Annotated in this window: 12 protein-coding genes; 9 read left to right on the forward strand and 3 right to left on the reverse strand. The window is 68.3% G+C overall.

The window, feature by feature from the left end; genetic code table 11:
• Positions 1–44 precede the first annotated feature (44 nt).
• Genes NM962_17355 through NM962_17375 form a run of 5 tightly spaced genes read left to right on the forward strand, consistent with a single transcriptional unit; the run spans position 45 to position 4,583 of the window.
• Positions 45–842, forward strand: a complete 798-nt coding sequence (locus tag NM962_17355; protein ID UVO11688.1) for an LLM class F420-dependent oxidoreductase — start codon at positions 45–47, stop codon at positions 840–842.
• Positions 824–2,605, forward strand: coding sequence for an ABC transporter substrate-binding protein/permease (locus NM962_17360; GenBank protein UVO11689.1), 1,782 nt, complete (start codon positions 824–826; stop codon positions 2,603–2,605). The genes NM962_17355 and NM962_17360 overlap by 19 nt, the downstream gene beginning before the upstream one ends.
• Positions 2,602–3,348: an amino acid ABC transporter ATP-binding protein gene (locus NM962_17365; GenBank protein UVO11690.1), complete on the forward strand. Its 747-nt coding sequence runs from the start codon at positions 2,602–2,604 to the stop codon at positions 3,346–3,348. Before NM962_17360 ends, NM962_17365 begins: the two co-directional genes overlap by 4 nt.
• Positions 3,349–3,405: 57 nt before the next feature.
• Positions 3,406–3,918: a MarR family transcriptional regulator gene (locus NM962_17370; protein UVO11691.1), complete on the forward strand. Its 513-nt coding sequence runs from the start codon at positions 3,406–3,408 to the stop codon at positions 3,916–3,918.
• Positions 3,918–4,583 carry an SDR family oxidoreductase gene (locus NM962_17375; GenBank protein ID UVO11692.1) on the forward strand — a complete coding sequence of 222 codons (666 nt, stop codon included), beginning with the start codon at positions 3,918–3,920 and terminating at the stop codon, positions 4,581–4,583. Before NM962_17370 ends, NM962_17375 begins: the two co-directional genes overlap by 1 nt.
• A gap of 1 nt (position 4,584) precedes the next feature.
• On the opposite strand, the gene NM962_17380 is transcribed toward NM962_17375, so the two are convergent.
• Positions 4,585–5,721, reverse strand: coding sequence for an adenylate/guanylate cyclase domain-containing protein (locus NM962_17380; protein UVO11693.1), 1,137 nt, complete (start codon positions 5,719–5,721; stop codon positions 4,585–4,587).
• A gap of 275 nt (positions 5,722–5,996) precedes the next feature.
• Positions 5,997–8,891, reverse strand: a complete 2,895-nt coding sequence (gene leuS, locus NM962_17385) for a leucine--tRNA ligase (protein UVO11694.1) — start codon at positions 8,889–8,891, stop codon at positions 5,997–5,999.
• Between the two features lie 183 nt (positions 8,892–9,074).
• On the opposite strand from leuS, the gene NM962_17390 reads away from it, so the two are divergent.
• Positions 9,075–10,013, forward strand: a complete 939-nt coding sequence (locus NM962_17390) for an LpqN/LpqT family lipoprotein (GenBank protein UVO11695.1) — start codon at positions 9,075–9,077, stop codon at positions 10,011–10,013.
• 24 nt (positions 10,014–10,037) lie between these two features.
• Positions 10,038–10,487 carry a hypothetical protein gene (locus NM962_17395; GenBank protein UVO11696.1) on the forward strand — a complete coding sequence of 150 codons (450 nt, stop codon included), beginning with the start codon at positions 10,038–10,040 and terminating at the stop codon, positions 10,485–10,487.
• 28 nt (positions 10,488–10,515) lie between these two features.
• Here the strand turns inward: NM962_17395 and NM962_17400 are convergent, their stop codons facing one another.
• Positions 10,516–11,121, reverse strand: coding sequence for a YqgE/AlgH family protein (locus tag NM962_17400; protein ID UVO11697.1), 606 nt, complete (start codon positions 11,119–11,121; stop codon positions 10,516–10,518).
• Between the two features lie 127 nt (positions 11,122–11,248).
• Here NM962_17400 and NM962_17405 point away from each other — a divergent pair, with 127 nt between their 5' ends.
• On the forward strand, positions 11,249–12,553 hold the full coding sequence (locus NM962_17405) for an MFS transporter (GenBank protein ID UVO11698.1): 1,305 nt from the start codon (positions 11,249–11,251) through the stop codon (positions 12,551–12,553).
• Positions 12,540–13,313, forward strand: coding sequence for a TIGR03084 family metal-binding protein (locus NM962_17410; GenBank protein ID UVO11699.1), 774 nt, complete (start codon positions 12,540–12,542; stop codon positions 13,311–13,313). The genes NM962_17405 and NM962_17410 overlap by 14 nt, the downstream gene beginning before the upstream one ends.
• The last annotated feature ends 153 nt before the right edge of the window (positions 13,314–13,466 follow it).

Genomic DNA, 13,466 nt, shown 5'->3' on the forward strand with positions numbered 1-13,466 from the left:
GGAAGCGCCGCATCAATCCGCAATTCCGGGGATAAAGTGGCGTGATGGCCCGGCCCATCCGCATTGCCGTCCAATTGCAGCCCCAACATGCGGCGCACTACGGCGCCATCCGCGATGCGGTCCGGCGTTGCGAAGACTCCGGTGTCGACATCGCCTTCAACTGGGACCATTTCTTCCCGCTCTACGGCGACCGGGACGGACCGCACTTCGAGTGCTGGACCATGCTGGCCGCTTGGGCCGAGCAGACCTCGCGCATCCAGATCGGCGCGCTGGTGTCGTGCAACTCCTATCGCAACCCGGAGCTGCTGGCCGATATGGCCCGCACCGTCGACCACATCGGCGACGGCCGGCTGATCCTGGGCATCGGGGCGGGTTGGAAGCACCGGGACTACCGGGAATACGGCTACGAGTTCGGCACCGCGGGCAGCCGCCTCGACGACCTGGGCGGCGCACTGCCGCGGATCAAAAGCCGCCTGGCCCAGTTGAATCCGCCGCCGACTCGCGCGATCCCGCTGTTGATCGGGGGCGGCGGGGAGCGCAAGACGCTGCGCCTGGTCGCCGAGCACGCCGACATGTGGCACAGCTTCGCCGACGCCGACAGCTACCCGCACAAGGCAGCCGTGCTGGCGCAGCACTGCGCCGCCGTCGGGCGAAACCCCGCCACGATCGAACACTCGGCGGCGCTGGGCGGTGACCAGACACGGGGCACGGTGGCCGAATTCCTGGCCGAGGCCGACACATTGACCGGACTCGGGGTGAGCCTGCTGACCATCGGCAGCAGCGGACCCGACTACGACCTGACCGCCGCCGAGGCGCTGTGCCGATGGCGCGACCAGCAATAAGGCTCGCGGCGTTCATCGCCACGTGCATGATCGTGGGCGGTCTGGCGGCAGTGCCACCGGCCGGGGCCGCCCCGGACCTGTGCACCCCGCCCGGGGAGCAGGCTGCCGTCGCGTTGCCGGTCAAACTGGCCAACGCCAAACGGCCGCGCGAGGACAAATACACCACGGCCGGCGTCGAGCCGCTGAGTTCGATCGACGTGACCAAACTGGGGTTGGGCACCCCCGGGGTATTGACGGTCGGCACGCAGACCGAAAGCCCCCCGACGAACTGCATCAACGCCAAGGGCCGCTACAGCGGGTTCGACAACGAACTGCTACGGGCCATCGCCAAGAAGCTGGGCCTGCGGATCCACTTCGTCGGCACCGACTTCTTCGGCCTGCTGGCCCAGGTGGAGTCGGGACGTTTCGACGTGGGGTCGGCGTCGATCAACGCCACCGACGAGCGCCGCCGCACCGTCGGCTTCACCAACGGCTACGACTTCGGTTACATGGCATTGGTGGTTCCGGCCGGGTCCGGGATCACCGGATTCGACGCCCTGGCCAGCGGCCAGCGCATCGGGGTGGTTCAGGGCACAGTCGAAGACGCCTACACCGTCGACGCCCTGGAAGTCGAACCGGTCCGGTTCCCCGACTCGATCACGCTGTACGCCAGCCTGAAAAGCCGCCAGGTCGACGCGTGGGTGGCGCCGTCGCTGACCGCACTGAACCTATTGAAGCCGGGCGATCCCGCACAGATCGTCGGCTACACATTCAGCCCGGCCGGCTTCGAAGCCTACGCCGTAGCCAAGGGGAACCACGCGCTGATCTCGGCGCTGAACTCCGGCTTGGACGCTGTCATCGAAGACGGCACCTGGCCGCAGCTGTTCACCGACTGGGTGCCTCGGCCGTTGCCGCCGGACTGGCAGCCGGGTTCCAAGTCGGCAGCCACCCCGCATCTACCGGACTTCGCTGCGATAGCGGCCCGGCATCACCGGCCCGAGTCCGAGCCGTACACGCCCAAATCCACTCTGGCACAGCTACGCGACTCCTTCTTCGACTGGCAGTTGTACCGGCGCGCCCTGCCGGACCTGCTCAAGACCGGTCTGCCCAACACGTTGCTGCTGACCGTGAGCGGTGGCGCCATCGGCTTGGTGGCGGGGCTGGGGCTGGCCGTGGCCGGAATCTCGCGCACCCGATGGCTGCGCTGGCCGGCGCGGATCTACACCGACATCTTCCGGGGCCTGCCCGAGGTGCTGATCATCCTGCTCATCGGCCTGGCGGTCGGGCCGCTGGTGGGCGGCCTGACACACAACAACCCCTACCCGCTGGGGATCGCGGCGCTGGGGCTGACCGCCGCGGCCTACATCGGGGAGATCTTGCGCTCGGGCATCCAAAGTGTGGAGTCCGGCCAGCTGGAGGCTTCGCGCGCACTGGGTTTCGGCTACCCGGCGGCGATGCGACTGGTGGTGATCCCGCAGGGCATCCGGCGGGTGCTGCCCGCGCTGGTCAACCAGTTCATCGCCCTGCTCAAAGCATCGGCACTGCTGTACTTCCTCGGCCTGGTCGCCGGTCAGCGGGAGTTGTTCCAGGTGGGCCGCGACTTCAACGCCCAGACCGGCAGCCTCTCCCCCTTGGTGGCCGCCGGCATCCTCTACCTGGCCCTGACCATCCCGCTGACGCACCTGGTGAACGTCGTCGATCATCGGCTGCGTCGCGGTAGGCCGCCCGAGGCCGACGATTCGGTCGAGCTGCGCGCGGCAATCTCCAGTCAGGAGATGACATGACGACTCCCGCAGCGCGCGAGCCGGTGTCGCTGGCGGCCAAAGGGATCCAGTTGTCCTTCGGCAAGCACCAGGTCCTGCGCGGAGTCGACCTCGACGTGCCGGCGGGAGCCACCGCCGCGGTGATCGGCCCCTCCGGGTCGGGTAAGTCGACGATGCTGCGCACCTTGAACCGGCTCCACGAACCCGACGGCGGCGACGTCCTGCTGGGTGGCCGATCGGTGTTGGCCGACGACCCCGACGAGCTGCGCCAGCGGATCGGGATGGTGTTCCAGCATTTCAATCTGTTCCCGCACCGCAGTGTGCTGGACAACATCACCCTGGCTCCGCGCAAGCTGCGCGGGATGTCCGACGACGCCGCCCGCGAGCTCGCGCTGAGCCTGCTGGACCGGGTCGGACTGAAGAACAAGGCCTCCTCCCGCCCGTCGGCGCTCTCCGGCGGCCAGCAGCAACGGGTGGCGATCGCCCGCGCGCTGGCGATGCAACCGCAGGTGATGCTCTTCGACGAAGCCACCTCGGCGCTGGATCCGGAGTTGGTCAAGGGAATCCTGGCGTTGATCGCCGAACTCGGGGCCGACGGCATGACGATGGTGGTGGTCACCCACGAGATGGGCTTCGCTCGCTCGGCCTCGGACACGGTGGTCTTCATGGACCGGGGCAAGGTCGTGGAGTCCGGTCCGCCCGATCAGATCTTCGACAACGCCGAGACGCAGCGACTGCAGAAGTTCCTGTCCCAGGTGTTGTGACAGCAACCTCTACGAGTTGTCAACCCTCTTTACGGTCACCGGTTAGACTGGCGAACTATGACGGAGAGCAAGGCCGATACGCCGCAGGTGACGGCGATCGCAGAAGGCTTGCACCGTTCGCTGTCCAAACTGTTCTCGATCCTGCGGCGTGGCGACATCAGCGGAGGGACCCCGACCGGCGAACTCACGCTGGCTCAGCTGTCGATTCTGATCACGCTGCTGGACCGGGGTCCCATCCGGATGACCGAGCTGGCCGCCCACGAGCGGGTCCGCACCCCCACCACCACGGTGGCGATCCGTCGCCTGGAGAAGATCGGGCTGGTCAAGCGCAGCCGCGACCCCTCCGATCTGCGGGCGGTGCTGGTCGACATCACCCCCGAAGGTCTGGCGAGCCACCGCGAGTCGCTGGCAAACCGGCACGCGGCACTGGCGGCGATGCTGAACAAGCTCAGCCAGGAAGAACTCGACACCCTGACCCGCGCGCTCGAGCCCCTGGAGCGTCTGGCCACCTGTGATGGTGTCGAACCGGCAGCCGCCGGCGATGCGGGCTGCCCCATGGATTGCGGGTAATGCCGACTGCCCTGATCACCGGAGCCGGCGGCGGTATCGGTTCGGCGATAGCAGCGGCGTTGGCGCCCACCCACACCCTGTTGCTTGCTGGTCGGCCGTCAGCGCGTCTGGACGCGGTGGCGCAGCGCCTCGGCGCCACCACCTGGCCGCTCGACTTGGCCGACATCGACGGGATCGACGCGGCCACCGAGATCGTCGACGAACTCGACGTGCTGGTGCACAACGCCGGGGTGATGCTGCCCGGAGCTGCCGGCGAGTCCTATATCGAGGAGTGGCGGGCGACCTTCGAGGTGAACGTGTTCGGTGCGGTGGCCCTGACTCTGGCTCTGTTGCCCGCGTTGCGGGCGGCCCGCGGGCAGGTGGTTTTCATCAACTCCGGTGCCGGGCAACGGGTTTCTCCGGGCATGGCGTCGTATTCGGCGAGCAAGTTCGCGCTACGGGCGTTCGCGGATTCACTGCGCAGTGACGAGCCGATGCTACGGGTCACCACGGTCTACCCGGGCCGGGTCGACACCGACATGCAGCAAGATCTGGTCGCCTACGAGGGCGGCGAGTACGACGCGGCCCGCTTCCTGCGTCCCGACACCGTCGCCGAAGTGGTGGCCGGCGCCATACGCACCCCCGTCGAGGCACAGCTGCAAGAAGTGGTGGTCCGGCCGCGCTGACCTATCGGGTTTCCTGCCGCCGCACCCGGAACAATTTGGTCTCGCCCTCCACACCCTTGAGTGCACGGGTTCCGACAAACGACCAGGCGTACCCCGGAGCCTCCCCGATGGCCTCGCGGGCCGCGCCCTCCGTCATGACCTCGCCCGGCTCGGCCACGCTGGTGACCCGGCTCGCGACGTTCACCGGGCTGCCGAACCAATCCCGGGCTCGGCTCACCGCCCATCCCGACGCGATACCGGCCCGCAGTTGCGGCAGGGCGGGGTCGTCCGCGGCACGGTCCAGCAGCTGCAGCGTGGCACCGAGCAGCTTGGCGGCGTCGGACGACACCAGCATCACCGCATCGCCGATCGTCTTGACCAGCCGCACCGGAGGGTTGACCACCTCGTGCGCCAGATCGGCAAGGCGCTCAACGAGTCCCACCAGTTCCTCGGGCGGTATCGCCTCGCCCAGCCGGGTGAACCCGACCATGTCGGCGAAGGCCACCGCAAGCTGCCGCGCCCCGGGCAGCGCCACCCCGGCCGCCCGCTCGGTGGCGTTGACCTCCTCACCTTCCAACACCCGCCGCAGCTGGACAAATAGAATGTCGCGAATCATGTCCCCCAACAAGGGGATAACGGCCCGCACAATCTCCTCGTGAGCTTTGGCGACCTCAAGCTCGGTCAGGCCCGGCCGCATGATCGCCGATATGGTGCTGTACCGGAACGCCGGAACCGCCCGGGAAATGCCCTCGGAAAGCCGGCGGATCATCAACAGCACCTGGCCCGGGTCCAGTCCCGCCCCGATAAGTTGCTGCAATCGCACGGCGGCCTCACCGTCGGCCCGCAAAAGCAGAGCGGCATCGGAATCATCCAACCGCGGCAGCCCCAGCGCACGTTCGATGCCCTGCAACAGGGCCAGGTCGATGCCGTAGTCGGCGCTGACCTGACGTTCTGACACGTATTTGCCGTCGTGGCCCAACGCACGATGCGCCGGCATCAACATCGGCGCCACCTCGGCCCGAATCTGATCCAGTTCGAAGCCCTGCTCCAGCAACCAGACCACCAGCTCGGCACGCTCCTCGCGGGCACTGGCGTCAAGGCCGTCGAACAGCCCCAGCTCCGCCAGCGTCTCGTGGAATGCTCCGCTTTCGACCCACATGCTGTCGCCTCAAATCGTTGCCACACCGCCAGGTTGACCAGCCGTCCGGACCCCGGGGGCACCGGCGGGAAGCGGTAATCCGGCCGCCCTGACCCGAGTCGGCCGATGATCCCGCTGCTGCACACCAGAACCTCGGTGGCCGCGTTGGGCTTTCCGGTGATCACGTGCGAGCGCGGGCAGCGCCAGCCCGGCAAGATAACACGCTGCCAGCTGCGGCCAGTACCGCCACCACAGTACGAATGGCGTCAGGAGGTTCCGCAGCACCGGCACCGTTGTCACACCACCAGATTCACCAATCGGCCGGGCACCACGATCACCTTTTTCGGGGTGGCACCGGACAAGAACGCCTGCACCTTCTCGTCGGCCAGGGCAGCGGCCTTGATCGCGTCACCGTCGGCATCGGTGGGTACCGTGACCAGTCCGCGCTTCTTGCCGTTGACCTGTACCGGGTAGTCGACGGTGTCGGTCACCAGGTAGGCCGGGTCAGCGACCGGGAAGGGACCGTGCGCCAGCGAGGAATCGTGGCCGAGTCGCCGCCACAGTTCCTCGGCCAAGTGCGGAGCCAACGGTGCGAGCAGCAGCGCCAGCGGCTCGACGGCCGAGCGCGGGACCCCTTCGCGATGCTCCTTGGTCAGGTGGTTGGTGTACTCGATCAGCTTGGCAGCCGCGGTGTTGTTGCGCAGTGCCGCATAATCTTCCGACACCCCAACGATGGTGCGGTGCAGCAGTCGCAGGGTCTCGGTGTCCGGCTCGCCGTCGAGCACCCGGTTCTCGCCGGTCTCCTCGTCGACCACCAGGCGCCATACCCGCTGCAGGAAGCGGTGTGCGCCGACCACGTCCTTGGTGGCCCACGGCCGCGACATATCCAGCGGACCCATCGACATCTCGTAGACCCGCAGCGTGTCGGCGCCGTAGCTCTCGCAGATCTCGTCGGGAGACACCGAATTCTTCAGGCTCTTACCCATTTTGCCGTACTCGGCGAAGACTTCCGTGTCACCGTCGGCGCCCGGGAGGTAGAACTTTCCGTCGCGCTCCACGACTTCGGCGGCCGGCACATAAGACCCGCGGGCGTCGGTGTAGGCCGCAGCCTGGATGTAGCCCTGATTGACCAACCGGCGGTAGGGCTCACGCGAGCTGACGTGCCCGAGGTCGTAGAGCACCTTGTGCCAGAAGCGGCAGTACAGCAGGTGCAGCACCGCGTGCTCGGCGCCGCCGACGTAGAGGTCCACGCCGCCCGGGTCATTGGGTCCGTGCTCGGCGGGCCGGGGCCCCATCCAGTAGGCCTCGTTCTCCGGCGCGCAGAAGCGTTCGTTGTTGTGCGGGTCGGTGTAACGCAACTCGTACCAGGAACTTCCGGCCCACTGCGGCATGACATTGGTGTCACGGGTGTAGGGCTGCAGTCCGTCGCCGAGGTCCAGCTCGACATGCACCCAGTCGGTCGCCTTGGCCAGCGGGGGTGAGGGTTCGCTGGACGCGTCGTTGGGGTCGAACAGCACCGGTGAGTAGTCGGCGACGTCAGGCAGCTCGACCGGCAGTGCCTCCGCGTCCAGCGGGTGCGCGCGACCGTCGGCATCGAAAACGATCGGGAACGGCTCGCCCCAGTACCGCTGCCGGGCGAAAAGCCAGTCCCGCAACTTGTATTCGATGCGAGCCCAGCCGCGGCCCTGCTCCTCCAGCTGTTGCGTCATCGCCTTCTTGGCGTCACCGACCGCCATACCGTCTAGCGGACCGGAATTGACCAGGGTGCCGTCGCCGGCGTAAGCGGATTCTGAGATGTCGCCGCCGGCAATGACTTCGATTACCGGTAGGCCGAACTCGGCGGCGAACTCCCAGTCTCGCTGGTCGTGCCCGGGAACCGCCATGATGGCGCCGGTGCCGTAGCCAGCCAGCACGTAGTCGGCGATGAAGATCGGCACCTGCTGCCCGTTGGCGGGATTGGTGGCGTAACTACCCAGGAAGACACCGGTTTTGGTCTTGTTCTCCTGGCGCTCCAGGTCCGACTTCGCCGCGATCGCCTTGCGATAGTCGGCGACGGCAGCTGTTGGGGTGGCTGCTCCGAAAGTCCAACGTTGGTCCACCCCGTCCGGCCACGCGTCGACGACCAGTCGGTCGACCAGCTCGTGCTCGGGGGCGAGCACCAGGTAGGTGGCACCGAAAAGCGTGTCCGGGCGTGTGGTGAACACCTCGATGTCCACCGCTGAACCGTCGGTGGTGACCGCGCCGAACAATGCCGCCGCACCGGTGGAGCGCCCGATCCAGTTGCGCTGCATGGTCTTGACCTTCTCCGGCCAGTCCAGCAGTTCGAGATCATCGAGCAGCCGGTCGGAGTACGCGGTGATCCGCATCATCCACTGCCGCAACCGCTTCCGGAACACCGGGAAATTGCCGCGGTCGCTTCGCCCATCGGCGGTGACCTCTTCGTTGGCCAACACGGTGCCCAGCCCCGGACACCAGTTGACCATCGAGTCCGTGCGGTAGACCAGTCGGTGGCCGTCGATGACGTCGGCGCGCTCACCGGCCGACAGCTGCGCCCAGTCCCGGCCATCGTCGAGAATGCGTGCGCGCGCGTCGAATTCGGCGATCAGCTCGGAGATCGGACGCGCCTTGTTCGCACTCGGGTCGAACCAGGCGTTGTAGATCTGCAGGAAGATCCATTGCGTCCACTTGTAGAAGTCGACGTCGGTGGTGGAGAAGCTGCGCCGGCTGTCGTGACCCAGGCCGAGGCGTCGTAGCTGCCGGCGGAAGTTCTCGACGTTGGCCTCGGTACGGGTGCGCGGGTGGGTGCCGGTCTGCACCGCGTACTGCTCGGCGGGCAGGCCGAACGCGTCGAAGCCCAGGGCGTGCAGCACGTTGTGGCCGGTCATCCGGAAGTAGCGGGCATAGACGTCGGTGGCGATGTAGCCGAGCGGGTGTCCGACGTGCAGGCCGTCCCCGGATGGGTAGGGGAACATGTCCTGGACGAACATCTTGTCGGCGGGAACTGTCGAACCGTCGGTCGGTGCGAGCGAACCGACCGGGTTGGCGACGTTGAAGGTGCCCGCCTGCTCCCAGTGGTGCTGCCAGGTGTCTTCGATACGCCCGGCCAGCGTCGCGTTGTAGCGGTGCCGGGGCGCCTGGTCGCTGAGTTCAAGCGGGTCGCCGGGTACCTGAGTGGTCGGGGCTTCGTTCACCTCAACAGGGTAAACGGCGGCGCTTTTCGGTCTGATCGCCACAGCTTGGTATCAGTTGGATTGCGACCCGGTGAGGGGTTCGTTCCAGGTCGGTTGCAGCCCTGGCCACGCTGTCGGCGCGTGGCTACCGTCATTTCACGGCCAGGGCATCACTACCCGGCCCGCCCCGGAAGGACCCTGGAGATGACGAACACCGCGCACCGTTGGCGACTCCTCTTCGGCTGCGCCGCTGTGATGGCGGCAGGCTTGGCCGGTAGCCCCGTCGTGGCGGCCGAGCCGCTGGTCCCGGCACAGCCGAACCCCTACGGCCCCGCCGCCCAGCCGGCAGCAGCGCCGGTGACCGGGCCGCTGGCATCGGCGCCGCGCCCGGCGGCTCCGGCGCCCGCGATCCCGCCGCCGGCGGGCGTACCTGGTATCCCGGCCGCGGTAGCGCCGCCGAGCGGTCTCGTGCCGGCGACCTCGGGCACCATGCGCGACTACTTCGCGGCCAAGAAGGTGCAGTTGCAGCCGCAACAGCCCGCCGGGTTCAACGCGTTCAACATCACCTTGCCGATGCCGGCGGGCTGGTCCCACGTGCCCGACCCCAACGTCCCCGACGCGTTCGCAGTGATCGCCGACCGGCGCGGCGGGTCGCTTTACACCCCCAACGCCCAGGTCGTGGTCTACCGGCTGGACGGACAGTTCGACCCCAAGGAAGCGATCACGCACGGGTTCGTCGACAGCCAGACACTGATGGCCTGGCAGACCACCAACGCCTCCCTGAACGACTTCAACGGGTTTCCCTCGTCGATCATCGAGGGGACCTACCGCGACGCCGACATGACGCTGAACACGTCGCGGCGCCACGTGATCGTGCCGACAGACGACACGGCCTACCTGGTGTCACTGACCGTGACCACCGGTGCCGGTCGCGCGATCGGCGCGGCTCCCGCGACCGACGGGATCATCAACGGATTCCGGGTCGAGCGGCCCGGTACCAACCCGCCGCCGCCTGCCCCCAGCGGCCCGGTGCAATCGGGCACGGTGCGCCACCAGGTGGGCACCGCCCCGCCGCCACTCGACGCCCCCCACCCTCCGGTGGAGTCAGGCGTCATCCGCCACCAGGTGGGCACCACGGGGTAACTGCCCAGCTCGTATGGTGGACCCATGCTGATCATGGGTGTCGTGTGCCTGATTGCGGCGGTGGTGTCGCTGGTGTTCGGTGTGCGGACGCTGGTGAGCCCGCTCACCGGTGACCCCGAACAGTTGGTGCTGCGGGCGGTTGCGCCCGCCCAGATCGCCGTCGGGGTGATCCTGGGCGTGGGCGGCGTGCTGGTGCTGGCCGGCCCGTCGTCGATGGCACTGCTGGCGCTGATCATCTCGATCACCGGGGCACTCGCCACGCTGGCCGCCGGAGCTTGGCAGGGGGCCCGCTACGCGGCACGCCTGTCGGCTCAGGCCAATGCAGCCGCCGCCGCCGGCTGTTGCGGGTCTGGCTGCGGTTGCGGTGACAGTGCGCCCGTCGAGGAGGCGGGTTGCGGAGCGGGCTGCGGTTGCGGAGACCCCGCGCCGCCGGAGCCGGCCTCCGGATGCGGCAGCGGCTGCGGTTGCGGGTAAGACGCCTCGGGCGGTGCCGGCCGCCGGCTCAGTTGCGGCTGATGTCGATCGGGTGGGTGGCCAGCAGCGCGGTGGGCCACGGCTGCCGACGCAGCGCTCGTCCCCACAGGTCGACTCGCGGCGGCACCATCACATCCGACGGGAGCGCCGAGAGCACGATCCAGTCATCGCGCTCGATCTCGCCCTCGAGCTGGCCGATGGTCCAACCGGCATAGCCGGCGAAGACCCGCACACCCTCCACATGCGGCGCGATGGTCTCGGGATCCGCATCGAGATCGACCATCACCAGCCGGCCGTCGATGTGCCGCAGGCCGGGCACACCGTGGGGCTCGGCGCCGACCCGCAACAGCCCGACGCACAGGGCGGCGTCACGTTTCACCGGGCCACCGATGAACATCGTTTTGGGTTTCGCGGCCAGCTCGGACCACTGCGGCAGCACGTTGTAGACAGCAGTCTCACTGGGGCGGTTGAGCACCACGCCCAAGGTTCCACCGTCGTTGTGCTCGACCACGTAGATCACGGTGCGACGAAACGTGGGCTCGAGCAGATCGGTGTTGGCCAACAGCAGCGTGCCAGCCCGTACCCGATGCGCAGCGGGCGCGACATAGTCCTCGGGGTCTTCGGGTTGGGCCATTTTTCCATCATGACACCCACCGCCGCCATCCGTGTTGAGCTGTGCCGAACATCGGCCGACCCGCAATATTTGTAGGCTGGTTTGGGGCCGGTGCCGCGTGCCGCCCGAGTCTGGAAGAGGTTCTGTGGTGGACAACCGCGCACCCGCGACAGTGTGGCGGTCGGCGCGCGGCCTGCCGGAGTTCCGCAGACTGCTGGAACTGCGGGCCGCCAGCCAATTCGGCGACGGCCTGTTCCAAGCCGGGCTGGCCGGAGCGCTGCTGTTCAACCCGGACCGAGCCGCCTCCCCGTGGGCGATCGCGGGTGCTTTCGCCGTGCTGTTCCTGCCGTATTCGGTGCTGGGCCCGTTCGCTGGCGCGCTGCTGGACCGCTGGGATCGACGACAGGTGATGGTGGTGGCCAACGTCGCCCGGCTGGTGCTGGTACTCGGGATCGCGGCGCTGCTGGCTGTCGGTACCGGTGATCTGCCGGTGCTGTGCGCGGCCCTGATCGCCAACGGCTTCACCCGGTTCATCGCCTCCGGGCTGTCGGCGGCACTGCCACACGTGGTGCCGCGCGAGCAGGTCGTGACGATGAACGCCGTGGCGATCGCCATCGGTGCGGTGGCCGCCTTTTTGGGCGCCAACTTCATGCTGCTGCCGCGCTGGCTGATCGGTGCCGACGACCGCGGTGCGGCGTCGATCATCGCGGCCGTAGCCATCCCGGTCGCGATCGCCCTGGTGCTCTCGCTGCGCTTCGAAGCCCACGTGCTCGGTCCGGACGACACCAAGCGGGCGATCCACGGCTCGGTGCTCTATGCGGTGACGACGGGCTGGATGCACGGCATCCGGACGGTGCGCGACCGGCCCACCGTGGCCGCCACCCTGTCCGGACTGGCCGCGCACCGGATGGCCTTCGGTATCAACACGTTGGTGGTGCTGGTGCTGGTTCGGCACGTCGGCGAGCACACGGTGTCCGGCCTGGGCACCACGGCGTTGTTCGTCGCCTCGGCCGGCGCCGGGTCATTTCTGGCCACCGTGCTGACCCCGCCGGCGGTGCACCGCTGGGGCCGCTACGCCACCACCAACGGCGCCCTGGCGGCGGCTGCCATCATCCAACTGGCCGCCGTCGGGCTGTACCTTCCGGTGCTGGTGTTGTGCGGATTCCTGCTCGGAGTCGCCGGGCAGGTGGTCAAGCTCTGCGCCGACACCGCCATGCAGATCGACGTCGACGACGCCCTGCGCGGACACGTCTTTGCGGTACAGGATTCGCTGTTTTGGGTGTCGTTCATTGTCGCTGTGGCCGGCGCCGCGGCGCTGATTCCCCCCGACGGGCAGGCGCCGTCGCTGATTGTGGCCGGGACCCTGCTGTACCTGGTCGGTTTGGCCGGTCACGCGTTCATCGGGCGGCGCCGCGAACCGGTGGGCCTAAAGTACGAGCATGGCCGAAACTGAATCGATCGTCGCCGATCTGAGCGCCGAAAGCGACGAGCTCGACGCCCTGGTGGCCCCGCTTGCCGACAGTCAGTGGGGCACGCCCACGCCGGCGGCGGGCTGGTCGATCGCTCATCAGATCGGTCATCTGCTGTGGACCGATCGGGTGTCGCTGACCGCCATCACCGACGAGGCGGGTTTTGCTGCCGCACTCGCCGACGCGATGAAGGATCCGGCCGGATTCGTCGACGCCGCCGCCGCCGATCTGGCCCAGCTGCCGCCGGCCGAGCTGTTGGCCGACTGGCGCTCGACCCGCGCGAAGCTGCACCAGGAGCTGCTCGGTGTGGCTGACGGTCGCAAGCTGCCGTGGTTCGGTCCGCCGATGAGCGCGGCCTCGATGGCCACTGCTCGGCTGATGGAGACCTGGGCGCATGGCCTGGACGTGGCCGACGCGCTCGGGGTGCGCCGGCGCCCCACGGCGCGGTTGCGCTCGATCGCCCATCTGGGGGTGCGGACTCGGGATTTCGCCTTCACCGTGCACAACCTGGCCCCGCCGACGGAACCGTTTCACGTGGAACTTCACGCTCCCGGGGGCGGAGTGTGGGCATGGGGCCCGGTGAACGCCGAACAGCGGGTGACCGGAACAGCCGAGGACTTCTGCTTTTTGGTGACGCAGCGGCGTGCGCTGGCCGACCTGGACGTCACCGCCCACGGTGACGACGCGCAGCGTTGGTTGGAGATCGCCCAAGCCTTCGCGGGGCCTCCCGGCCGGGGGCGCTGAGCGCGTCAGCGCGAAAGCGAGCCGGCGCCGAACCAGCACGGCGCCGGGCGGTGAGCGCGTCAGCGCGAAAGCGAGACCCGGCCGCATCTTCTTCACTGGTGCCCCCGTGGGCGTCATACCCGAGGCAAAGATGTCGCCGAGTTCAGCATTTCC

It is taken from the genome of Mycobacterium sp. SVM_VP21 (assembly GCA_024758765.1).
Lineage (GTDB): Bacteria > Actinomycetota > Actinomycetes > Mycobacteriales > Mycobacteriaceae > Mycobacterium > Mycobacterium heraklionense_C.